The following is a 24317-nucleotide window of genomic DNA, read 5'->3' as shown; positions in this document are numbered from 1 at the left end:
CCGCTAGTGGCCCGCCACCACTCGACGACTGGCAAAGCTGAAGCTCAACACCACAAAAATCAGCACGCCGGTCGCCACCTGCTGCCAATAGAAGTTCCAGCCAATCAGCAGCAGGCCGTTGGCGATGACGTTGATGAACAGCACGCCGAGCAGAGTCCCGGGGATATTCGCCCGGCCCTGCCGACTCAACGTGGTGCCGATAAACACCGCGCCGATGGCATTGAGCAGGAATGCATTGCCAGACAAGGGGACATAGGCACTGACCGTCGAACTGAGCAGCACCCCGGCCACCCCGCACGCCAGGGCAGTGGCCAGCGCCACCACGGTGACGATCCGCCGCACCGACAACCCCGAGTAGTACGCCAACAGCGGCTGCGTACCTTGGGCCAGCAGCTCGCGCCCCAGGCGCCCGCGAGCCAGTGTCAGGCCATAGAACAATGCCAGCCCCAACACGATCAACAGCGCAGGCAGGCCGGTCAGCCCCGGCTTAAGGCCCTCGGCGATGTAAATCGGCTGGCCGCCGTCCGACATCAGTTGCTGGGCGCTGGTGCCGATAAATAACGTACCGAGCGTGGCGAGAAACGGACTGATCCGCAGCCCCGCGATCAGCCCTGCATTCACCAGCCCCACTGACAACGCAGCCGCCAGCGCCCCCACGACTGCAATCGCCCAGCCATGGCCGCCATTGAGCAGCACCACGAACGTAAAGCTGGCGAAATCCAGCGCGGTGCCCACCGACAGGTCGATGCCGCCCGCCGCCACCGCGTAGGTCATACCGATCGCCACGACCGCCAGCAACACGAAATTGTTCAGCACCAGGCTTTTCAAGTTGCCGCTGCTGAGAAACCCCGGCGCCTGTAGCGCAAACACCAGGACGATGACCGCGAACACCAACGGCAATGTCAGCGGCAGTAATGCACGTGGGTTCATGAGCGGGCTCCTCGATTCAAGGCACTGGAGGCCGCCACCACCAACAGGATCAACACACCCTGCACGCCGTTGACCCAGAAACTCGACACGTTCAACAGCTGAAATCCGTTGATCAGAAAACCGATCAGCAAGGTCGCGAGCAACGTGCCCGGGATGCTTGCCACCAACCGCCAGGAAAACACCACGCCGAGAAACGCGATCGCCACCACCGAAAGCAGCATCTCACCGGAACCGGTGGTGCTGCCGCTGAAAAAAGCCGCCGAGCACAACGCGGCCACCGCCGCACACGCGCCCGACAGCAGGTAACTCGACACCACATACCCTGCATTGTGCAGACCCGCCGCCTCGGCCGCCTGAGGGTATTCACCCACCGCGTGCAAACGCAGCCCATAGGCTGAATGCTGGATCAGCAGCGTCAACAGCCCGCCCGTGACCAGCAACACCCACGCCAGCGCCGGCACGCCCAGCCAACTGCCGCCGCTGAGCACATCGAGCAGGGGCGAGTCGGTGGAAACCACGGTGTTCTCGGTCAGCACCAGTTCGAGTCCGGCCAGCACATTCATGCTTGCCAGCGTCGCCAACAAAGGCGGCAAGCGCAGCACTACCACCGCCAAGCCATTGAGCAGCCCGACCGCGAGACCGCAACCCAGGGTCAGCAACAGGGTGAGCCAGAGTTCCAGCCCGGCATTGTTGAGCCGGCTGAATACCGCCGCGCACAAGCCAAGGTTCGCTGCCAGTGACAGGTCCAACCCACCGGCGACCACATTCGAGCCGCCGCCGATAATCACGCAGGTGAGCCCAAAGGCCAGCACCCCGAGGATCGCCGACTGGCTGAACACATTCGCAAGGTTGGCCACCGAGAGGAAGTTCGGCGCCGCCACGGCAAACCCCAGCAGGATCGCCACAAACACGCCCACGGCCCCTCGACGTAACACCAGCACCCACACGCGTTGCGAAAAACCTGACGCGGTTGCCTCAAGCATGTTCGACCTCCCGCGGTTGCACAGCAGGTACTGGCACCGCGCCCGTGGCACACGCCAACAACAGGTCACTGTCGGCGTCCCCTGCGCGAAACTCACCGGCTATTTCGCCACGATGCAGGACCAGAATTCGATCGCTGATGCCCAACAATTCCGGCAAGTCCGATGACAACACCAACACCGCGGCGCCCCCCTCGACCAAGCGCCCGATCAATCGATAAATTTCCACTTTGGCGCCGACATCCACGCCCACACACGGCTCATCCAACAGGTACACCGCCGAGCGCCGACTCAGCCATTTACCCAGGGCAACTTTCTGCTGATTGCCACCACTGAGCTGGCTCACCGCCGCGTGGGGCCCGGGCGCCTTGATCGCCAGTTCGTCGATCAAGCGCAGGCTTTCTGCCTGCTCCTTGCGGCGGCTCAGCAGGCCCCCGCGACTGAACCGCGAAAGCCCTGCCAACGTGAGGTTTTCCAGCACCGACAGCAGCGGCGAAATCCCTTGGCTGCGGCGCTCTTCCGGCACCAGGGCGATACCGGCCGCAATCGCCTGGCCGGGGGAACGCAGGCGCAATACACGCCCATCAAGATGAATGCTGCCGCTGTCTGCACGCACCACGCCAAACAGGGTCTTGAGCAATTCCTTGGCCCCCGAGCCCACCAGCCCGGTCAGCCCGACGATCTCACCACGCCGCACCTCAAGATCGATCTGGCGGTAACGCCGGGCCAGGTTCAACCCACGCACTTGCAGCAGCGGCTTGCCAAGTTCGACGCGGGCCTTGGGGTACATGTCCTGCACGTCGCGGTTGACCATCAGCCGCGCAATCTCGGCACTCGAGGTGCGCCGAGGCTCCACCACCGCGACGTCCCGGCCATTGCGCAACACCGTGACCTCATCACACAAGCTGTCGATTTCCTGCAGGTAATGGGAGATGTACAGGATCGACAACCCCTGGTCGCGCAGGCGCTTGACGATACGCAACAACTGGTCGACCTCGCGCTTGACCAACGCCACGCTGGGCTCATCGAACACCAGGATCTTCGGTTGGCGAATCAGCGCGCGGGTGATTTGCAGCACCTGGCGCTCGGCGCTGTTCAACTCGCTGATCAACGCGCTGGCCGGTAACTGCAGGTCGAAATACTCCGCCAGCAAGCGCTCGGCTTCACGCTGCTGCCGCCGACGGTCGACAAACGGCCCACGGCGCAACTCATGCCCGAAAAACAGCGCTTCGCCCACCGTGAAACTCGCCGGCAGCAGACGCTCCTGATGGATGAACTGCACGCCCAATGCATCCACTTGGCGCGGCGACAACGCGGCATAGGCCTGACCGCCAATGCTCACCTGCCCGGCATCCGCCTTGTGAATGCCGGCGAGAATCTTGATCAGCGTCGACTTGCCCGCGCCGTTCTCACCCACCAGGCCGTGAATCGTGCCGCGCTCGACCTTGAGGCTCGCATCCTCCAGCGCCAACGTGGCGCCAAACCGCTTGCGCAGATGCTGCAAGTGCAACGCTGTCATCAATCACCCCGCAGTTGCTGAACCTGTGACAGGTTGGCGGCAGTGGTCAGCAACGTCGCTACATGAGTTTCCTTCGGCAGGTCATGCTGCCCGGCCAGGTAGCGTGCAACGTTCTGCACCGCCGTCTTGCCGATCAGCGCGGGCTGCTGCGCCACCACGGCGCCGACCGACGAATTCGCCTGGCCCAACAGCGCCAGCACTTCCGGCGTACCGTCGACGCCATAGGTCTTGATCTCAGTGCGCTTGGCATCGATCAACGCCTTGCTCGCGCCGAGTTGCGGGATATCCCACGCCGACCAGATCGCCGACACCGTGCCCGCCGGGTATTTGTTCAGCAGCGCAGAGACCTGGGAATACGCGTCCTGCACGGTGTTGGGAATCACATCGCGCAGTTCCGGCTGGATGATTTCGAGCTGCGGGTAATCCTTGAGTGCCAGCTTCAACTGGTCATAGCGAATCGCGCAGACCGGCACTCCGTAGAAGCCGTTGAACACCAGAATCTTGCCCTTGCCGCCGGCATCCTTGATCAACTGGTCGGCCAGCGCCTTGCCCGTGGCGACGTTGTCCGACGTGGTGTTATTGAGGCTGTACTGCGACGGCGCATCGATGGTGAACAGCGGGATGCCGGCCTTACTGATGCGCTTGAGCCAGGGGTCGATCACGCTGAGGGTACCGAGGGTCTGGATCACAGCATCGGGCTTTTGCGTGACCACGGTTTGCAGCTGGGTCACCAGGTTTTTGTCGTTGCGCCCGGCGTCGAGGGTGATGGGTGTACCGCCCAAGCGCTTGATTTCTTCGACCTGGGCCTGGAACGCCTTGATATCAAAATAGTGACTGGTGCCCGTCATGCTCACAGCGATACGTTTGCCGGCCAGTGACGGCACGGCATCATCGCCGTCTGCGGCGTGGGCGGTGCAGCTCAGCAACAAGGCGGCGCCGAGGCAGATCAAGCGGGAAAGCGAGGAAAGGCTGGAAGGCATACAGGGCTCCTGAGCCACCGGTGAAAGGGTTCACCCGATGGCATTGCAGCGCCCGTGCCAGGATTTTTATCGTTTTAAATCAGAAAGATAGAAAACGCGCGTAAAAACGGACTGTCATTCCTAAGCACAACTGCCCAATCACTGTTGCCCACGCAACACTTGTAGTGAGCGGGCTTGCCCCGCGCCGCGGTGTATCAGGCGCCTCAAGCGTGACTGACACGCCGCCGCGCCGTAGTGTGCCAGGCACCTCACGCGTGAATGACGCGCCGCCGCGCGGGGCAAGCCCGCTCACTACAATTGCGTAAGCCCGTGAGGGTTAGAGGGTCTGTTTGGGCAGGCGTTGATCGATCAGTTGGTACAACGCGCTGCGTTCAGGCCAGTTGCGCATGAACCGCGCGCGGTCCTTGGCGTACGCCGGAGCGAAGCTGGCGTCAGAGCTGTGTTGGCGCATGGCGTCCAGGTCGATCAGCGACCAGCGGTCCTTGTCCCAGAACAGGTTATGGCCCTTGAAATCACCATGGCTGATGCGCTCGCGGATCAGTTCGGCGAACAGGTGATCCAGGGCCTGCAGTTCATTTTCCGGCGCGTCGCCGCTTTCGACGTAGGGCGCGAAACGCTCGATGATGTCCGGGCCCGCGATCAATTCCGTCACCAGATAGGCGCGACTGCGCAGCCAGAAAAAGCGCTTTTCCAGCACAGCCAGCGGCTTGGGCGTGGCGATGCCGAGAAACGCCAGGCGATTGCCCTCGCGCCAGGAATGCCAGGCGCGGCTCGGGCGCCAGAAGCGCTTGAGCCAATGGACGAACCCTTTGATGTTGTAGCGCTTGATCACCAGCGCGCGCCCAGCCAGGTCGGTCTTGGCCACCGTCGCGGCACCACCGGTCTTGAAGAGGTGGCCGCTGTCGAGCAACGTGTCAGCCTGCTCCAGCACTGGCAGCATGGCGGCTTCTTCCTCACGGCGGACCGCACGCAATGCAAACGGACCACGCACCACGCTGAACAGCGTGCACTCGCGGCCGACTTTGCTCAGGAAGTCCTTCAGGCGCCAGGCGCTGACCTTGCGCACCTGTTTTTCCAAGGCCTCAAGCGGCAAGGCATGTTCACCGTTGGCCAGCAGGTAGTACACCAGCAACTCTTCGGTAAAGGGTTCGAGGTTCTTCGGCAACTGGGCGAAAAACACCCCGAGGTTTTCTAGCACACGGTTGCGCGACAGTGGCTTGCCGGCCTCTTCGACGCGAATCCCCGCGCCATCGATCAAATACAGCTTGCCGTCTTGGCGCAGCAGGTTGTCCAGGTGCAAGTCTTCCTGCCACAGGCCCCGGGTATGCATCTGGGCAATCTCCCCCAGCGCTTCGGCGAGCACGGCGGTTTGTTCGTCTGCCAAGGGCGGCAGGTGTTCGACGACGTGCCAGGCATCAGCCAGGCTCTCGGCGCCCTCGATAAATTCGAACAGCAGCCAACCGCCCTCGCCTTCCTGCAACCCGTCGGCCAGCAGCAACGGTGTGGTCAGGCCTTGTTCGGCCAGCAAGCGTACGCCGCTGAGTTCACGCTGAAAATGCCGCGCCGCCTTGCCTCCCACCAGCAACTTGGCCAGCACCGGGCGACCGCGCCAGACGCCCGCGCCCACGTAGCGCTCGCCCGGCAGCACGCGCAGCAGGCTGAGCAGTTGCAACTGACCAGGGCCCGCCGCATCGGCAAGCTCAATCGTCATCGGCAAACTCGGGGTACGACCGGCGGTTTTCAGCTCGGACAAACGCATCAACGGTTTTCCTTGTGGCTACGGCGGGCGCTCAAACGCTGGTACCACGTGGCGACCAGCGAGCTGTCCGCAGGCTGCTCCAGGTACGCCGCCAACAGCTGGCGCACCTGCGCATCCGACCATTGTGGCGCGCGACGCAACAACGGTTCCAGATCCTTGACCCGATCACGCCAGCCAAAGAGCAGCGGGCGGGTTTTCTCCAGGTCGATCAACTGCGCGGCATAACCGTCAGCAGTAGCCTGCAGGAAAATATGCTTGGGGTAGAAACAGCCATGCACCTGCCCAACGCTGTGCAGGCGGCGCGCCAATTGGCCGCACGCCAGCAGGATCGCGCGGTGCTGGGCATCGCTCAACTGCGGCCATTGCTCCAGCAGGGAGTCCAGGTCATTCCAGCCATCCAGCGCACGCGTCAGCAACATTGCGCGGTATTCACCGGCGACCTTGCGTTCGCCGTAGAACGCCGCTTGCAAGGCAGGAATGCCCAACGAGCGGTAGCGGCTGATGTTGCGAAACTCGCGGGAGAAACTGGGCTCGCCAAACGGGCGGTGCAAGCTGCGCGTCAGGTAGTTGCTCTGGCGCTTGAGGTAGTAACCCTGGCCTTCAAGCTCCAGGCGGAACACGCTGCTCCAACCGCCACGGCTGGTGTTGGGCTCATCCACTGCGTCCAACTGCTTGGCCCACAAGGCATCGAAGCTTGCCAGGCCGTTGCGCTCAAGCAGGGCACGGTCTTCGGCCGCCAGGAAATCACTCATTCGCGTCCCTCGAAAAACTTCACCACATGGCGAATTCGCTGTTTGTCCGACGCCGTCAGGTGCGTGCGTTGGCGATATTGCATGTAGAAACGCAGGCGCTGGGTGGCCGACAAGTGATACTTGGCGACCTTGTCCAGGCAGGCCAGGTCTTTGGTGATGCGGTACTTGAGCCAGAAACCGCGCCAGAAATCACCGTTGGGGCAGTCGATCAGGTACAGGGTCTGCTGGTCATCGATCAGCAGGTTGCGCCACTTCAAGTCGTTATGGGTGAAGCGGTGATCGTGCATGGTCCGGGTGTATTCGGCGAGCTGGCGGCTGACCGCATCGACCCACTTGGGGTCCTTGAGCCTCGCGTCACGGCGCTCGGCGAGTGCCGACAGGTCTTCGGTTTCTGGCAGCTCACGGGTGATCATCGCGCCACGGTCGTAGGCCAGGCCCTTGCGCTCCAGGCCCCAGGCAACCACGTCGGCGGTGGGAATGCCCCACTTGGCAAAACGCTTGAGGTTCTGCCATTCGGACTTCACTCGGGGCTTGCCCAGGTAGCGGCGCAGGCCCTTGCCGGCGCCGGTGTAGCGCTTGACGTAATAATTGACCCCGCCCCGTTCCACGCGGATCACTTCCGACAAGGGGTCACGGGTCAATTGTTCACCTTGCAGCGCGAACACCGCTTCAAGGGTTCCAAAATCATCCGCCAGGGCAGAGTAGGCCGGTTCCAGGTTCCAACCCGCCATCAGATCGCATCCCCCAAGCGTTGCTTGCGCGCGTACAGCTTGTCCGCCTTGCGCTGCAGCAGGTTCAAGGACGCCGATTGCTCGGCCAGGATCTGGCGCAGCGGCTGGCGGAAGTAGCCCTTGAGGAAACGCAGCTTGTCACGGCGGGTCAGGCCGATTTCCAGCGCCGAGTAGTACAGCGCCGACAAGTCCTTGTCGCGCCAGCGCAGCGGCAGGTGCGCCCGCAACTGGGCACGGTGCAGGTCGATCACCGACAGCTTGATGTGCTTTGCATCGACAGGTTGCGCGGTGTCCAGCAGGAAGTGGCACAGGTAGCAGTCGCGGTGGTTTACACCGCCACGGTGCATGTCGCCGACCATGCGCGCCAGCTCAAGGGTGAGCGCATGGCGCAACGCAGGCGCGGGCGGCTCGGCCACCCAGTTGATCGTCAGGTCTTCGAGGCTGACGGTCGGCGCCAGCTCTTCGGTGATGATGAACGAGTGCTGGTCGGCCGGGTTGTTGCCTTTTTCACCGAACGCCACGCCGGTCATGGTCGGCACGCCGAGCTGCTGCAAGCGATGAATCGCCGCCCACTCAAGGCCTGCGCCGAGCACCGGCAACTTGGCGGTGATCAGGTTCTTGAAGATCTCACCCCAGCCGATGCCACGGTGGATCTTTACGAAATACGGCCGGCCCTCCACCACGGTACGCAACGTGCGGCGCGCCGCCAGTTCACGGAATACTTCGCCTTGCAGCTTCTCGACTTCGGCAAAGGCATCACGCCCGGCCCATAACGTCTTGAACGGTTCGGCAAGAATCAACTTCATCGGTTCGGCTCCGCCAGAATCACATCCGCAGCGTGCTGCGGCATGCTGTAGAGGTCGGCCGTCTCGGCGAAGGCCAACCCATTGCGGCCCCAGGCCGCGCGCTGTGCAGTGTCGGTAAGCATCTGCGTCAGGTACTCGTTGAGCTGGTTCTGTTCGAACGGCTCATCCAGCACCAGGCCGCTGTCGGCCTCGCTGATGTAGTGGGCATAACCACACACCGCCGAGACCAGCACCGGCAACCCAGCCACCAGGGCTTCGAGCAACACGGTGCCGGTGTTTTCGTTGTACGCCGGGTGAATCAACAGGTCAGCGCCCAGCAGGAAGCGCGGGATATCGCTGCGGCCCTTGAGGAACTGCACATTGTCCCCCAGGCCCAGGGTGGCGCTTTGCAGTTGGAATACTTTGGGGTCGTCCTGGCCGATTACAAACAGGCGCGTGCGTTTTTTCAGTTCAGCCGGCAGTGCGGCCACGGCCTTGAGGCTGCGGTCGACGCCCTTGGTCTTGAAACCCGAGCCGATCTGCACCAGCAGCAAGTCGTCGTCACCCAGGTTGAATTCCTTGCGGAAACCTTCGCGGATTTCGGCGGCATTCGGCGGCGCACGACGGTCCTGGGCAATGCCCGGCGGCAGCAGGTGGAAACGTTCCAGCGGCGTGTCGTAGTGCTTGATGAACAGCGGCTGCTGCACTTCGGAAATCATCAGGACTTCGGTCTTGGCGTCCTTGGCAAACACCGCGCGTTCGTACTCGGCAAAGTGTTTGTAGCGGCCAAAATAGCGGTACAGCGAGTGGCGCAGATTCTGCGCCTTGTCTTCAAAGCAGCCGTCGGCGGCGTAGTACACGTCCAGGCCGGGCATCTTGTTGAAGCCGATCAGGCGGTCCACCGGGCGTTTGGCCAGGTCGGCTTCCATCCACGCGCTGAGTTTCTCGTTGCGCCGATGGTTGAAGAACGCCTTGACCGGCGCCACCAGCACTTCGAAGCCGGGCGGGATGTCGCCTTCCCAGATCAGCGTATACACACGAATCTGGTGGCCGCGCTGCTGGCATTCCAGGGCGATGCGCATGAAATCGCGCTGCAAGCCGCCGAAGGGGAAGTATTTGTACAGAACAAAAGCCAGTTGCATCAGTGCAGCTCCTCAGCCAGTAACAACGTGCTCAGCCGGCTTGCCACACGCTCAGGGTTCAGGCGCGTGAAGCACAGGGGCGATTCGCGCTTGATGTCGAACCGACGCAGGTCGTCGGCCGTCGGTTGATAGGTACAGTTTTTTTGCAGGCACGGTGCACAGGGGAAGTCGCTGGCGAGGTGAATCTGGCCCTTGCCGTAGGCGCCGGTCAGGCCGGGGTTAGTCGGGCCGAACAGGGAAATGGTCGGCACGTCCAGGGCTGCAGCCAGGTGACCCAGGCCGGTGTCTACCGCCACACAGGCACGGGCGCCGGCCAGTACGCGGGCGACGCCGGCGAGGTTCAACTTGGGCAGCACTTCGGCGTTGCTCAAGCCTTTGGCCAGGCGTTCGGCCCGGGCTTTTTCGGCGGCATTGCCCCACGGCAATTTCACGTCCACGCCCAACCGGCCCATCCGTTCGGACAGCTCGCGCCAGTAGGCTTCGGGCCAGTGCTTGGTGTCCCAGGTGGTGCCGTGCAACAGCAGCACGAACGGTTTTTTCGGCGGCAGGCCGAGCAGTTTGTCGACACTCAGGCCGTAGTCGCCCAGGGCCTTGGGCAGGTCATACCCCAGGGCCACGGCGAACAGCTGGCGCAAGCGCTCCACCGCATGCTGCCCACGGGCCACGGCCAGGCGTCGCGAGTAGAAGCGTGCGGCAATGGGTTCGCGGGCGGAGTTTTTGTCGAAACCGGCCACCGGGGCACGCACATAGCGCGTCAGCCAGGCGCTTTTGAACAAGCCTTGGGCGTCGATCACCAGGTCGTACTTGGTCGACTGGACGCTCTGCTTGAAGCGTCGCCACTCGCCGCTCTTGATGGTTTGCCAGATGTTTTTGCGCCAGCGGCGGATGGCCACCGGGATCACCTTGTCCACCGCAGGGTGCCAGGTGGGGATCTCGGCAAAGCCTTCTTCCACCACCCAGTCGAAACGGATGCCGGGGATCGCCCGCGCCGCATCGGTCAGCGCCGGCAAGGCGTGGATCACATCGCCCAGGGATGAGGTCTTGATTACCAGAACGCGCAAACTATCGGACCTCGACCACAGTGCCCTGCAACCGCTGCAAGGCTTCGTTCACCGGCTGGGGCAGCAACTGGCGCATGCAGTTGTAGTGGCCAAAACGGCAAGTGCGTTCAAAACACGGGCTGCAGTCCAGGCCCAGGCGCACCACTTCGACCTTGTCGGCCAAGGGCGGGGTGAAACCCGGCGAGGTGGAGCCGTACACTGCGACCAATGGGCGATTCAGCGCCGCGGCCACGTGCATCAGGCCGGAGTCGTTGGACACCACCGAGTCGGCGCAGGACAGCAGGTCGATGGCCTCGGCGAGCGACGTGTCGCCACTCAGGTTCACCGCTTCTTCGCGCAGGCCGGGAATCAGGCGCTGGCGGATGTCTTCGCCCACCGGATGGTCCTTTTTCGAACCGAACAGCCACACCTGCCAGCCTTCGCGGATCTTGGCCTCGGCCACCTTGGCGTAATGCTCGGACGGCCAGCGCTTGGATTCGCCGAACTCGGCACCGGGGCATAGGGCCAACACCGGGCGGTCCAGGGTCAGGCCGAACTTGGCCAGCGCCGCGTCGCGGCTGACCGGGTCGATCTCAAGGCTTGGGCGTGGATACGGCTGTGGCAATTCGGCGCCCGGCTCATAGGCCAGGGCCATGAAGCGCTCGATCATCAGCGGGTAGCGCGCCTTGTCCAGGGTGCGCACGTCGTTGAGCAGCACGTAGCGAAACTCACCACGCCAGCCGGTGCGCTTGGGGATGCCAGCAAAATACGGCACCAGCGCCGACTTGAGCGAGTTGGGCAGCAGGATCGCCTGGTCGTACTGGCCGGCCAGGGATTTGCCGATGCGACGGCGGGTCGCCAGCTCCAGCGCGCCATGGCCGAGCGGAAAGCTCAAGGCCTTGCGCACTTCGGGCATGCGCTCGAGGATCGGGCGGCTCCACTCCGGGGCAAGCACGTCGATCTGGCAGTCTGGATGGCGCAGGCGCAGGCACTGGAACAGTGTCTGTGCCATCACCATGTCACCGACCCAACTGGGCCCAACGATCAGAATATTCATGTAGTTTCCACAAACGATACGGGGAGGCTAATGCCTCCCCGCCTCGATAATTTCTGTAGGAGACGAACAACCTGCAGGAGCCGGCTTGCCGGCGATGACGTCCGAAAGATCACCATGGATGCCAAGGGCCTCAATCGCCGGCAAGCCGGCTCCTACAGTTGACTCAACTTAACCCCAGTTCTTTCCAGATCCGCATCACCTGGCGCCGTTCGTCGGCGAAATGATCCCCGGCGACCGTGCCGGCCTCGTTTTGCAAGGCCTGGCGATGCGCGGCGGAACGGTAGGCCTTGTACACCTCACGCAGCAAGTGGGCATCGGCGGCGGGCATCAGCCCGACCTGCTCCAGGCCTTCCAGGATGCGGATATTGTCGGTATAGCGCAGCAACGACGGATGTTGTGCAGACCACGCCAAAGCCGCGTATTGCACCATAAATTCAATATCGACGATACCTCCGGCGTCCTGCTTGAGGTCGAACACCGCCGTGGGCTCGAAGGCATTGGCGCCGGTGCCGGCCGCCGTGGTCTTGGTGCCCAAGTTGTCACGCATCTTGGCACGCATCTCACTGACTTCCTGGCGCAGCGTCTCCAGGTCGCGCTCACGCCCCAGTACGTTGGCCCGCACCTGCTCGAATGCGCGGCCCACATCCTGGCTGCCCACCAGCACCCGCGCACGGATCAAGGCCTGATGTTCCCAGGTCCAGGCTTCATTTTGTTGATAGCGATCAAACGCACCGAGCGAACTCACCAGCAAACCGGAGGCACCGGAAGGACGCAGGCGCATGTCCACTTCATAGAGCTGCCCGGAGTTGGTCTGGGTCGTCAGCAAATGGATGATCCGCTGGCCCAGGCGCGTAAAGAATTGCGCACCGTCGATCGGCTTGGCACCGTCGGTTTCAGCCTGCGGGTCACCGTCATGGATAAACACCAGGTCCAGGTCCGAACCATGCCCCAGTTCGATCCCGCCGACTTTCCCATAACCGACAATGATGAAGCCAGGATCGCACAACGTCCCGTCCAGCCGTTGCGGCGAGCCGTGGCGCGCCACGGTCTGGCGCCAGGCCAGCGCCAGCACTTGCTCAAGGATGGCTTCGGCGAGCCAGGTCAGGTAGTCGCTGACCTTCATCAATGGCAGGCTGCCGGCGATTTCCGACGCCGCGACGCGCAGGCGGTGGGCCAGCTTGAAGTGGCGCAGGGCCTCCATCTGCTGCTCAAGGTCATCCTCGGGGATGCGCGTGAGGCGTTCGCGCAGTTCGGCGGCGAGTTCCGGCGCCAAGGGCGGCTTGAACAGGCGGCCTTCGTTGAGCAATTCGTCCAGCAACAATGGGAAACGCGTGATCTGCTCGGCGATCCACGGGCTGGCGGCGCACAGGGTCAGCAGCCGGCGCAGGGCGTCGGGGTTTTCCGTGAGCAGCACCAGATAAGCGGAACGACGGGCGACGGCCTCGACCAGCGGCAGCACGCGCTCCAACACCAGGTCCGGGTTGGCATGCTCGACGGCCTGGGCCAATAAACGCGGGATAAACGCATCCAGTCGCTCTCGGCCCAGGCGCTGCATAGCGCGCAACTGCGGACTGCTGCGCAGGCTGGTCAGGGCTTTCAGGGCTTTGGGCGCGTCGGTGAAGCCACCCTCGGCCAATTGGCGACAGGCAGCGTCTTCATCTTGGGATTCTTCCCACAGCGGCAACCACTCACCGCCCACAACCAGCTCGCTTTCTTCGCCCTCTTCTTCATCCGGGTCGGCGATGACCTGGCGGAAATGCCAGTCAATGCGACCGCGCCAGTCCATCAGGCGCTCATGGAAGCTCGCCCAATCGGCAAACCCCAGCATAAAGGCAATGCGCGCCTGGTCTTCCGGGCTGTCGGGGAGCATCTGGGTCTGACGGTCGGCAATCGCCTGGATAGCGTGTTCGGTGTAGCGCAGGAACTCATAGCCATTGCGCAACTCGGCGATCACCGCCGGCGGCAGGTAGCCCTGGCCTTCCAGGGTGCCGAGCACCTTGAGCAACGGCCGTTGCTGCAGGCTGAGGTCGCGGCCGCCGTGGATCAGCTGGAACGCCTGGGCGATGAACTCCACCTCGCGAATGCCGCCCGCCCCCAGCTTGATGTTGTCGGCCATGCCCTTGCGCCGCACTTCCTGCTGGATCAGCTGCTTCATGGTGCGCAGCGCTTCGATGGCGGAAAAATCCAGGTAACGGCGGTAGACGAACGGCCGCAGCATGTCGAGCAGCTGCGCGCCGGCCACCTGATCACCGGCCACTACGCGCGCCTTGATCATGGCGTAGCGTTCCCAGTCGCGGCCCTGGTCCTGGTAGTACTGTTCCAGCGCATTGAAGCTGAGCACCAGAGCACCGGCCGAGCCGTAAGGGCGCAGGCGCATGTCGACACGGAATACAAAGCCGTCGACGGTCATCGGGTCGAGGGCCTTGATCAGTTTTTGACCCAGTCGAATGAAAAATTCCTGGTTGTCCAGGGCGCGCTTGACCCCCACGGTTTCGCCGCCTTCGGGGTAGGCGAAGATCAGGTCGATGTCGGAAGAGAGGTTCAGCTCCACGGCGCCGAGCTTGCCCATGCCGAGGATGACCATGTGCTGCGCCTCGCCGCTGCGCCGCCCGGTGGGCGTACCGAACTGCACGCAGTGGCGCTGGTACAGCCATTGGTAGGCCTGGTCGATGCTGGCGTCGGCCATGTCGGAGAGGTCACGGCAGGTTTGCACCAGATCGACCTGGCGCGTCAGGTCGCGCCAGATGATGCGCACCTGCTGGCGGGTGCGCTGGCGGCGCAGCACGCGGCCCAGCTCCTCTTCTGTTTCGGCCTGTTGCACGGCGGCGGCGATCTGCCCGCACAGTTCGTCGGGCGCAAAGCCGCGATCCAACTCGCCCCAGGCCACCAGCTCGAGCAACATCAAAGGGTCACGAAGGCTCTGTTCAATGACGAAATCACTGGCGGCGCATACGCGGGCGAAGTCGGCCCACCGTTGCGGCGTCCACGCAGAAAGTCCATGATCGTCGTCCAGCGCGGCCACTGCGTCACGAAATGACTGCTCGGCCCGCTGGGCAAAAGGCAAGAGAACGGCCGGCAGTTCGGCCAGCGTGGGAAGGCTCATGGTCTATCCTTGTTCGGCGCGTAAAAGGCGTGTTGCCGTGAAGGCAAGAACCACGCTTGGTGAAGGACTGTCGAACAAAGGTGAGAAATAGCTGAAATTAATTTCATTTTGGCAGCCAGCATCAAACTTTCACCTTTTCTTGTTCGCAAAAGATCAACAATAACGATTATGCTCACCAGCCAGACCGAGCCATACGCTCAGTCTTGTGTAGTTTTACTACTCGTATATACATTCGAAAGGCTGAAATGGCCGACGATTTGTAGTAAAACTACAGGACGCCGAAGCAACCTTCGGCCATCCAAGAATTTATGTCGTCTGCCCACAAGGCCAGTCGCAAACTCAGGCAACCGATTCTGGTAGCCTTTCCGCCCTGGAGCAAGCCATGCAAGACCTCGATCCCGTCGAAACCCAGGAATGGCTGGACGCCCTGGAATCGGTTCTCGACAAAGAAGGCGAAGACCGTGCTCACTACCTGATGACCCGTATGGGCGAACTCGCGACCCGCAGCGGCTCGCAACTGCCCTACGCCATCACCACGCCATACCGCAACACCATCCCCGTTACCCACGAAGCACGCATGCCTGGCGACCTGTTCATGGAACGCCGCATTCGCTCGCTGGTACGTTGGAACGCCATGGCGATGGTAATGCGCACGAACTTGAAAGATTCGGACCTGGGCGGTCACATCTCCAGCTTCGCTTCCAGCGCAACCCTGTATGACATCGGCTTCAACTACTTCTTCCAGGCCCCGACCGACGAACACGGCGGCGACCTGATCTACTTCCAGGGCCACACCTCCCCAGGCGTCTACGCCCGTGCGTTCATGGAAGGCCGCATCACCGAAGAACACATGAACAACTTCCGCCAGGAAGTGGACGGTAACGGCCTGTCGTCGTACCCGCACCCTTGGCTGATGCCTGATTTCTGGCAGTTCCCGACTGTATCCATGGGCCTGGGCCCGATCCAGGCGATCTACCAGGCTCGCTTCATGAAGTACCTGGAAGCCCGTGGCTTCATCCCTGAAGGCAAGCAGAAAGTCTGGTGCTTCCTGGGCGACGGCGAGTGCGACGAGCCGGAATCCCTGGGTGCCATCTCCCTGGCTGGCCGCGAGAAGCTGGACAACCTGATCTTCGTCATCAACTGCAACCTGCAGCGCCTCGACGGCCCGGTTCGCGGCAACGGCAAGATCATCCAGGAACTCGAAGGCGTGTTCCGCGGTGCTCAGTGGAACGTGACCAAAGTCATCTGGGGCCGTTTCTGGGACCCACTGCTGGCCAAGGACGTCGACGGCATCCTGCAACGTCGCATGGACGAAGTCATCGACGGCGAGTACCAGAACTACAAGGCCAAAGACGGCGCGTTCGTGCGCGAACACTTCTTCAACACGCCTGAACTCAAGGCGATGGTTGCAGACCTGTCCGACGACGAGATCTGGAAACTCAACCGTGGCGGCCACGACCCGTACAAGGTCTACGCGGCGTACCACGAAGCGGTGAACCACAAAGAACAACCGACCGTCATCCTGGCCAAGACCATCAAGGGTTATGGCACCGGTGCCGGCGAAGCGAAGAACACTGCGCACAACACCAAGAAAGTCGATGTCGACAGCCTGAAGTTGTTCCGCGACCGCTTCGACATCCCGGTCAAGGACGAAGAGCTGGAGAACCTGCCGTTCTTCAAGCCGGAGCCGAACAGCGCCGAAGCCCGTTACCTGGCCGAGCGCCGCGCCGCACTGGGTGGTTTCGTGCCACAGCGTCGCGCCAACAGCTTCAGCGTACCGACGCCAGACCTGAGCACCCTCAAGGCCATCCTCGACGGCTCGGGCGACCGTGAAATCTCCACCACCATGGCTTTCGTGCGCATCCTGGCGCAGCTGGTCAAGGACAAGGACATCGGCCCGCGCATCGTGCCGATCATCCCGGACGAAGCCCGTACCTTCGGTATGGAAGGCATGTTCCGTCAGTTGGGCATCTACTCCTCCGTCGGCCAGCTCTACGAGCCAGTCGATAAAGACCAGGTGATGTTCTACAAGGAAGACAAGAAGGGCCAGATCCTCGAAGAAGGCATCAACGAAGCGGGCGCCATGAGCTCCTTCATCGCTGCCGGTACTTCGTACTCCAGCCACAACCAGCCGATGCTGCCGTTCTACATCTTCTACTCGATGTTCGGCTTCCAGCGCATTGGCGACCTGGCGTGGGCAGCAGGCGACAGCCGCACCCGTGGCTTCCTGATCGGCGGTACCGCCGGCCGTACCACGCTGAACGGCGAAGGCCTGCAACACGAAGACGGTCACAGCCACATCCTGGCTGCCACCATCCCGAACTGCCGCACCTTTGATCCAACCTACGGCTATGAGCTGGCGGTGATCATCCAGGACGGCATGAAGAAGATGACCGAAGAGCAGCAGGACGTTTTCTACTACATCACCGTGATGAACGAGTCCTACCAGCAGCCTGCAATGCCGGCTGGCGTGGAAGAAGGCATCATCAAGGGCATGTACCTGCTCGAAGAAGACACCAAGGAAGCAGCGCACCACGTACAGCTGATGGGCTCCGGCACCATCCTGCGCGAAGTGCGTGAAGCGGCGAAGATCCTGCGTGAAGAGTTCAATGTCGGCGCTGACGTGTGGAGCGTAACCAGCTTCAACGAACTGCGTCGCGATGGCCTGGCCGTAGAGCGTCACAACCGCCTGCACCCTGGCCAGAAGCCACAGCGCACCTTCGTTGAAGAGTGCCTGACCGGCCGTAAAGGCCCGGTGATCGCTTCGACCGACTACATGAAACTGTTTGCTGAACAAATTCGCCAGTGGGTCCCGTCCAAGGAATTCAAAGTCCTGGGCACCGACGGTTTCGGCCGCAGTGACAGCCGCAAGAAGCTGCGTCACTTCTTCGAAGTTGACCGTCACTTCGTGGTGTTGGCAGCCCTGGAAGCCTTGGCTGACCGTGGTGAGATCGAACCCAAGGTGGTGGCAGACGCTATCGTCAAGTTCGGGATCAACCCGGAAAAACGCAACCCACTGGACTGCTGAGGAGACTTTTTGTGAGCGAACTCATTCGCGTACCTGACATCGGCAGCGGTGAAGGTGAAGTAATCGAGCTGTTTGTGAAGGTCGGCGACACCGTCGAAGCCGACCAGAGCATCCTGACCCTGGAGTCGGACAAGGCGAGCATGGAAATCCCTGCTCCCAAGGCCGGCGTGGTCAAGAGCCTGAAAGTGAAGCTGGGCGACCGCCTGAAAGAAGGCGACGAACTGCTTGAGCTGGAAATCGAAGGTGCCGCTGATGCGGCCCCTGCGGCGGCTCCTGCTGCCGCTGCTGCACCCGCGCCTGCTGAAAAACCTGCTGCCGCCGAGGCCCCTGCGGCCCCGGCTGCTGCGCCGGCTGCAGCCTCTGTCCAGGACATCCACGTCCCGGACATCGGTTCGTCGGGCAAGGCCAAGATCATCGAGTTGCTGGTCAAGGTCGGCGACACCGTCGAAGCCGATCAGTCGCTGATCACCCTGGAGTCCGACAAGGCCTCCATGGAAATCCCTTCGCCGGCTGCCGGCGTGGTGGAAAGCATCGCCGTCAAGCTGGAAGACGAAGTCGGCACTGGCGACTTCATCCTCAAGCTGAAAGTACAAGGCGCTGCACCGGCTGCGGCCCCTGCACCTGCCGCCGCGCCGGCTGCCAAGGCTGAAGCGGCTCCGGCCGCTGCCGCTCCTGCACCGGCTGCAAAAGCCGAGGCCGCACCGGCCCCTGCTGCTGCCGCACCTGCGCCAAGCGGTGCCAAGGTTCACGCCGGCCCTGCCGTGCGTCAGTTGGCCCGTGAGTTCGGCGTTGAGCTGAGTGCTGTCGCGGCCAGCGGTCCTCACGGCCGTGTGCTGAAGGAAGACGTGCAGGCTTACGTCAAAGCCATGATGCAGAAAGCCAAGGAAGCGCCAGCTGCTGGCGGCGCTACCGGTGGTTCGGGCATTCCGCCGATCCGCACCGTCGATTTCAGCCGCTTCGGTGAAATCGAAGAAGTGCCGATGACCCGCCTGATGCAAATCGGCGCGGCCGGCCTGCACGCCAGCTGGCTGAACATCCCGCACGTGACTCAGTTCGACCAGGCCGACATCACCGACCTGGAAGCTTTCCGCGTTGCGCAGAAAGCCGTGGCTGAAAAAGCCGGCGTGAAACTGACCGTGCTGCCTCTGCTGCTCAAGGCGTGCGCACACCTGCTCAAGGAACTGCCGGACTTCAACGCCTCGCTGGCACCAAGCGGCAAAGCGATCATCCGCAAGAAGTACGTGCACATCGGCTTTGCCGTCGACACCCCGGATGGCCTGCTGGTACCGGTCATCAAGAACGTCGACCAGAAGAGCCTGCTGCAACTTGCCGCTGAGGCCGCTGCACTGGCTGCCAAGGCCCGCGACAAGAAGCTCACCCCGGACGACATGCAGGGTGCCTGCTTCACCATCTCCAGCCTCGGTCACATTGGCGGCACTGGCTTCACGCCAATCGTCAACGCGCCGGAAGTGGCGATCCTGGGTGTGTCCAAGGCCACTATCCAGCCTGTCTGGGACGGTAAAGCGTTCCAGCCGAAGCTGATGTTGCCACTGTCGCTGTCCTACGATCACCGCGTGATCAACGGCGCCGCTGCTGCTCGCTTCACGCAGCGCCTGAGCCAGCTGCTCAACGACATCCGCACCATCTTGCTGTAAGCCACAACGGGCCTCCCCTTCACCGGGGAGGCCCTGTTGCACCGATTTCCGAGCGCCACGCTCGTACCTCAACCCCGCCACTTGGCGGGGCTTTTTTTGCCTGTTTATTGGACAAGAAAAACAGGCTTGTACACCTTCCATCACCCCGATTGCAGAAATCCCCCGAGCAGCCGATAACCCCCTTATAGCACTTAGCCTTCATCCTCTCTTGTCAGCCCGCGCCGCATGATGCAACCTTGCCGCAGGCAACAGAAAAGAGGGCGTGAGCCCGGCGCCGTGCGCGTAATTTCAAGTGAGTTCCCCCCATGAAAAGCCAACCCGATGTCGCCCGTATGGCGGCCGAGGTCGTGACGCAGTTACCGGTGCCTTCGCGCCTCGGTATGCTGCGTTTCGAGCGGCTTAATGAGGCGAGTTGGGCCCTGCTGTACCTCGACCCCAATTGCGAGCGCCAATTCGGCCTGCCGGCAGTCGAGCTCTGCGCCCTGATCGGCACCCCCTACGCCAGCCTGATGGAACCCCAGGCGCGGTATCAGTTGCACGACACCATCCAGCAACAACTGACCCAGAGCCCCCATTACCTGGTGCGCTACACCCTGCACACCAGCGACGGCCCCCTGAGCCTGCTGGAAATGGGCGAAGCCTACAAACAGCACAATCGTCACTTGTTGCGCGGTTACCTGATGGTGGTTGACGGCCTGTTCAGCGAAATGCCCTACGTGGCCCCGAGCGCCGACCTGGAAAACCAGAACAGCCGCCTGCAGATCGCCCTGGAGCTCAACCAGCGCGCCCAACAGGAACAGCTGCAGCACCTGGAGCGGGTGCGCGCCCAGCAAGAGTTGATCCTGCTGCTGGCCCGCCAGCGCTACACCACCAACAATTCGCTGCAAGAAGCCGCCGAGCTGATCACCCGCAGCGCCTGCGATATCTATGAGATTGACTGCGCCAGCATCTGGAACCTCGAAGGCCAGCGCCTGGTACCGATCTCGGCCTATCGCCAGGCCGACCAGCAGTACCATTTGCCCGAAGCCATCGACGCCAGCGGCTTCCCGGATTACCTCGAAGCCCTGCAGACCAGTCGTGCCATCGACGCCACCAATGCCCTGCGTGACCCGCGCACCCGGGAAATGGCCGAGAGCCTGCGCGACAAAGACATCCACGCGATGCTCGACGCCAGTATCCGTGTCGACGGCCAGGTCGTCGGCGTGCTGTGCCTGGAACAGGCCGGCAGCCCACGCGCCTGGCAGGCGGACGAAATCGCGTTTGCCGGCGAGCTGGCCGACCAGTTTGCGCTGGTGATCAACAACCACAACCGCCGCACCGCCACCAGCGCCCTGCACCTGTTCCAGCGGGCGGTGGAGCAAAGCGCCAACGCCTTTCTGCTGGTCAACTGCGACGGCGTGGTGGAGTACGTCAACCCGAGCTTTACCGCGATCACCCAGTACAGCGCCGAAGAAGTGCACGGCCACCGCCTGGCGCAACTGCCGGCGCTGGAGAACCTCAGCGAGCTGCTGTTCGATGCGCCGTCAAGCCTGGCCAAGAGCAACAGCTGGCAGGGTGAGTTCAAGAGCCGGCGCAAGAACCTGGAACCCTACTGGGGCCAGCTGTCGATTTCCAAGGTGTACGGCGACAACCGCGAGTTGACCCACTACATCGGTATCTACGAAGACATCACCCAGACCAAGTTGGCGCAACAGCGCATCGAACGCCTGGCCTATACCGACAACCTGACCAACCTGGGCAACCGCCCGGCGTTCATCCGCAACCTTGATGAACGCTTTGCCCGCGACAGCGACAGCCCGATCAGCCTGCTGCTGGTGGACATCGACAACTTCAAGCGGATCAACGACAGCCTCGGCCACCAGACCGGCGACAAGCTGCTGATCAGCCTGGCGCGTCGCTTGCGCAACAGCTTGAGCGCGGGCGGCAGCCTGGCGCGTTTCGCCAGTAACGAATTTGCCGTGCTGCTGGACGACACCGACCTGGAAAGCGGCCAGCAAGTCGCCAGCCAGCTGCTGACGACCCTCGACAAGCCGATGTTTGTCGACAACCAATTGATCAGCGTCACCGGCTCCGTGGGTCTGGCCTGTGCGCCGCTGCATGGCCGCGACCCGCAGACCCTGATGCGTAACGCGGGCCTGGCCCTGCACAAGGCCAAGGCCAACGGCAAACACCAGGTGCAGGTGTTTACCGAAGCGTTGAACGCCGAGGCCAGCTACAAGCTGTTCGTGGAAAACAACCTGCGCCGCGCCCTGACGCAAAACGAACTGGACGTGTTCTACCAACCCAAGCTGTGCCTGCGCAGCGGTCGCCTGCTGGGCATGGAAGCGCTGCTGCGCTGGAACCATCCGGAAAAGGGCATGATCCGCCCCGACCAGTTCATCAGCGTGGCCGAAGAGACCGGGCTGATCATCCCCATTGGCAAATGGATCGCGCGCCAGGCCTGCCGCATGAGCAAGCAACTGAGCGCCGGTGGCATGGGCAATCTGCAGGTGGCGATCAACCTGTCGCCCAAGCAGTTCTCCGACCCTGACCTGGTGGCCTCAATCGCCACGATCCTCAAGGAAGAACAACTGCCGGCCAGTCTGCTGGAACTGGAATTGACCGAAGGCCTGCTGCTGGAAGCCACCGAAGACACGCGCCTGCAGCTTGATCAATTGAAGAGCTTTGGCCTGACCCTGGCCATGGACGACTTCGGCACGGGTTACTCGTCGCTGAGCTACCTGAAAAAATTCCCCATCGACATCATCAAGATCGATCGCAGCTTTATCCACGAGATCCCGGACAACCAGGACGACATGGAAATCACCTCGGCGGTGATCGCCATGGCCCACAACCTCAAGCTCAAGGTGGTGGCCGAAGGTGTCGAAACCTCCGAGCAGCTGGCGTTCCTGCGCCGACACCGTTGCGACGTGGGCCAGGGCTACCTGTTCGATCGCCCGATCCCCGGTGCAGAGCTGCTGGAGAAGCTTAAACGCTACCCACGCGGGCCAATTGCCTGACAGCGCTGTAACACTCGGGCACACTGCCTGTCTGAATATTTACCGCTAACCCAACCTGACGAGAGGACTGATCATGGTCTTGCGCTCGGAAATTCTGGTGAACAAAAACGTGCTGCCTACTCAAGAACAAGCATTGCCTGGCCGTGAAACGCCGATGGCACTGCCAGAGACACACTTCGTCAACGGCAACCCACTGCTCGGTCCGTTCCTCGATGACGTCGGCTTTGCCATCTTCGGTCTGGGCTGCTTCTGGGGCGCCGAGCGGCGGTTCTGGCAGCGCGATGGCGTGGTCAGCACCGTGGTCGGTTATGCCGGCGGCTACACGCCGAACCCGACTTATGAAGAAGTCTGCTCGGGCCTGACCGGCCACAGCGAAGTGGTGCTGGTGGTGTACGACCAGGCCAAGGTGAAATACGAAGACCTGCTGAAGATGTTCTGGGAACTGCACAACCCGACCCAGGGCATGCGCCAGGGCAACGACATCGGCAGCCAGTACCGCTCGGTGATCTACGCGACCACACCGGAACAATTGGCGGCAGCGCAGGCCAGTGCCGAGGCGTATCAGGGTGAATTGACCAAGGCCGGCCTGGGTGTGATCACCACGGAAATCGAAGAAGCGCCGACGGTGTACTTCGCCGAGGCGTATCACCAGCAGTACCTGGCGAAGAACCCGCAGGGCTATTGCGGGATTGGCGGTACGGGCGTGACCTGCCCGATCTGAAGCCAAAAGCATCGCGGGCAAGCCCGCTCCCACCTTGGAATGCATTCCAAATGTGGGAGCGGGCTTGCCCGCGATAGCGCTTCTGACGGGTAACTGTTTACTCGGCGATCAGCCAATCCATCTGCCACCCACCCTGGGTCTGGCCCAGCTTCTTGGACAGCCACGGCAGCAGCTCGCGCAATTCCTCTTCCAGGCCCCACGGCGGGTTGGCAATCGCCAGGCCCGAGCCGGTCAGGGTGTTGGGCGTGTCCAGGGGATGCACCAGCAGTTCCACGCGCAACAACTTTGGCGCACCGGTACCGGCCAGGTCCTGGTAGAAACGACGCAACATGCGCTGGTCCTTCACCGGGTACCAGATCGCCGCGACGGTCTGGCGCATGCGGCCGACCGCTTCCTTGAGCGATGCCGCGCACCGCTGCATCTCGTCGAGCTTCTCGAACGGCGGATCGATCAGCATCAACGCGCGTTTTTCCGGCACCGGCAGTAAGGCACGCGGCACATGCCAGCCTTCGCCCAGGTGCACTTTGACGCGACGGTCGCCCTTCATGTTGTCCTTGAGCAACACGCCGTCGTCCGGGTGTTTCTCATTGAGCAGCACACGGTCCTGAGGGCGTGTCAGCCGACGCGCCAGCTCCGGCGAGCCCGGGTAGTAGCGCAACTGGCCATCCGGGTTCATCTCGTGCAGCACGCGCATGTAGTCGGCGGTCAGGGGCGGCAGGTCGCTTTCGCCCCACAGGCGCGCAATGCCTTCCAGGTACTCACCGGTGCGGTTGGCCTGGTCACCCTGCAGGTCATACAGGCCGATGCCGGCATGGGTGTCGAGGTAGGCGAACGGCTGCTCCTTGCGCGACATCAGGGCGATGAGGCGGGTCAAGGTCAGGTGTTTGAAGACATCGGCGTGATTGCCGGCGTGAAAGGCGTGACGATAATTCATGGTTGCTCCTGCGCAGGGGGCGAAGTTTACCTTCTACAAGGGCAAAGGTGCAGGGCTGCGTGTCGGGCGGGGCATATGCCGTAAACGGAGGCGGAATGCTTAAAACGGTCTAATCGGTTATGGGGGAGCGGGCTTGCCCGTGATGCGGGTGGCGGGGTATTACCTGCACACCGCGCTGATGCTATCGCCGGCAAGCCGGCTC

17 protein-coding genes are annotated in these 24317 nt (G+C 62.5%); 4 read left to right on the top strand and 13 right to left on the bottom strand.

Features of this window, described 5'->3' with window-relative positions; all coding sequences use genetic code 11:
- Nucleotides 1–3 precede the first annotated feature (3 nt).
- The 12 genes from HX803_RS01610 to glnE all read right to left on the bottom strand — a co-directional run bounded on the left by HX803_RS01610 (nt 4) and on the right by glnE (nt 14778).
- A complete protein-coding gene (locus HX803_RS01610; RefSeq protein WP_178918640.1) occupies nt 4–930 on the bottom strand; it encodes an ABC transporter permease in 927 nt (308 codons plus the stop codon).
- Nucleotides 927–1913 (bottom strand): ABC transporter permease, encoded by a 987-nt coding sequence (locus HX803_RS01605; protein WP_178918639.1) that lies wholly within the window; start codon nt 1911–1913, stop codon nt 927–929. The genes HX803_RS01610 and HX803_RS01605 overlap by 4 nt, the downstream gene beginning before the upstream one ends.
- Nucleotides 1906–3429, bottom strand: coding sequence for a sugar ABC transporter ATP-binding protein (locus HX803_RS01600; protein WP_178918638.1), 1524 nt, complete (start codon nt 3427–3429; stop codon nt 1906–1908). Before HX803_RS01600 ends, HX803_RS01605 begins: the two co-directional genes overlap by 8 nt.
- Complete coding sequence (locus HX803_RS01595) at nt 3429–4409, bottom strand: sugar ABC transporter substrate-binding protein (RefSeq protein WP_178918637.1); 981 nt, start codon at nt 4407–4409, stop codon at nt 3429–3431. Before HX803_RS01595 ends, HX803_RS01600 begins: the two co-directional genes overlap by 1 nt.
- Before the next feature lie 316 nt (nt 4410–4725).
- Nucleotides 4726–6168: a lipopolysaccharide kinase InaA family protein gene (locus tag HX803_RS01590; protein ID WP_178918636.1), complete on the bottom strand. Its 1443-nt coding sequence runs from the start codon at nt 6166–6168 to the stop codon at nt 4726–4728.
- Complete coding sequence (locus HX803_RS01585) at nt 6168–6920, bottom strand: lipopolysaccharide kinase InaA family protein (RefSeq protein WP_178918635.1); 753 nt, start codon at nt 6918–6920, stop codon at nt 6168–6170. The genes HX803_RS01590 and HX803_RS01585 overlap by 1 nt, the downstream gene beginning before the upstream one ends.
- Nucleotides 6917–7651 (bottom strand): lipopolysaccharide kinase InaA family protein, encoded by a 735-nt coding sequence (locus tag HX803_RS01580; RefSeq protein ID WP_178918634.1) that lies wholly within the window; start codon nt 7649–7651, stop codon nt 6917–6919. The genes HX803_RS01585 and HX803_RS01580 overlap by 4 nt, the downstream gene beginning before the upstream one ends.
- Complete coding sequence (rfaP, locus tag HX803_RS01575; protein ID WP_178918633.1) at nt 7651–8457, bottom strand: lipopolysaccharide core heptose(I) kinase RfaP; 807 nt, start codon at nt 8455–8457, stop codon at nt 7651–7653. The genes HX803_RS01580 and rfaP overlap by 1 nt, the downstream gene beginning before the upstream one ends.
- Nucleotides 8454–9578, bottom strand: a complete 1125-nt coding sequence (locus HX803_RS01570) for a glycosyltransferase family 4 protein (RefSeq protein WP_178918632.1) — start codon at nt 9576–9578, stop codon at nt 8454–8456. The genes rfaP and HX803_RS01570 overlap by 4 nt, the downstream gene beginning before the upstream one ends.
- Entirely contained in the window at nt 9578–10639 is a 1062-nt protein-coding gene (gene waaC, locus HX803_RS01565; protein ID WP_178918631.1) for a lipopolysaccharide heptosyltransferase I, read from the bottom strand. Before waaC ends, HX803_RS01570 begins: the two co-directional genes overlap by 1 nt.
- Before the next feature lies 1 nt (nt 10640).
- Nucleotides 10641–11675, bottom strand: coding sequence for a lipopolysaccharide heptosyltransferase II (waaF, locus tag HX803_RS01560; RefSeq protein WP_178918630.1), 1035 nt, complete (start codon nt 11673–11675; stop codon nt 10641–10643).
- Nucleotides 11676–11838: 163 nt separating this feature from the next.
- Nucleotides 11839–14778, bottom strand: coding sequence for a bifunctional [glutamate--ammonia ligase]-adenylyl-L-tyrosine phosphorylase/[glutamate--ammonia-ligase] adenylyltransferase (glnE, locus tag HX803_RS01555; protein ID WP_178918629.1), 2940 nt, complete (start codon nt 14776–14778; stop codon nt 11839–11841).
- Between the two features lie 382 nt (nt 14779–15160).
- Between glnE and aceE the strand changes: the two genes are divergently transcribed.
- The 4 genes from aceE to msrA all read left to right on the top strand — a co-directional run bounded on the left by aceE (nt 15161) and on the right by msrA (nt 23181).
- On the top strand, nt 15161–17806 hold the full coding sequence (aceE, locus tag HX803_RS01550) for a pyruvate dehydrogenase (acetyl-transferring), homodimeric type (RefSeq protein ID WP_176997185.1): 2646 nt from the start codon (nt 15161–15163) through the stop codon (nt 17804–17806).
- An 11-nt stretch (nt 17807–17817) separates the two neighbouring features.
- Nucleotides 17818–19461, top strand: coding sequence for a dihydrolipoyllysine-residue acetyltransferase (gene aceF, locus HX803_RS01545; protein WP_178918628.1), 1644 nt, complete (start codon nt 17818–17820; stop codon nt 19459–19461).
- 305 nt (nt 19462–19766) lie between these two features.
- Nucleotides 19767–22460, top strand: a complete 2694-nt coding sequence (locus tag HX803_RS01540; RefSeq protein ID WP_178918627.1) for a bifunctional diguanylate cyclase/phosphodiesterase — start codon at nt 19767–19769, stop codon at nt 22458–22460.
- A gap of 73 nt (nt 22461–22533) precedes the next feature.
- On the top strand, nt 22534–23181 hold the full coding sequence (msrA, locus tag HX803_RS01535) for a peptide-methionine (S)-S-oxide reductase MsrA (RefSeq protein ID WP_178918626.1): 648 nt from the start codon (nt 22534–22536) through the stop codon (nt 23179–23181).
- Between the two features lie 97 nt (nt 23182–23278).
- On the opposite strand, the gene HX803_RS01530 is transcribed toward msrA, so the two are convergent.
- The gene (locus HX803_RS01530; protein WP_060755160.1) at nt 23279–24115 is read right to left on the bottom strand and encodes a 23S rRNA (adenine(2030)-N(6))-methyltransferase RlmJ; all 837 of its coding nucleotides are present in this window, start codon (nt 24113–24115) and stop codon (nt 23279–23281) included.
- Between the last annotated feature and the right edge of the window lie 202 nt (nt 24116–24317).

It is taken from the genome of Pseudomonas sp. P7548, assembly GCF_013386585.1.
Taxonomy (GTDB): domain Bacteria; phylum Pseudomonadota; class Gammaproteobacteria; order Pseudomonadales; family Pseudomonadaceae; genus Aquipseudomonas.
This window is presented reverse-complemented; position numbering and strand designations above follow the sequence as displayed.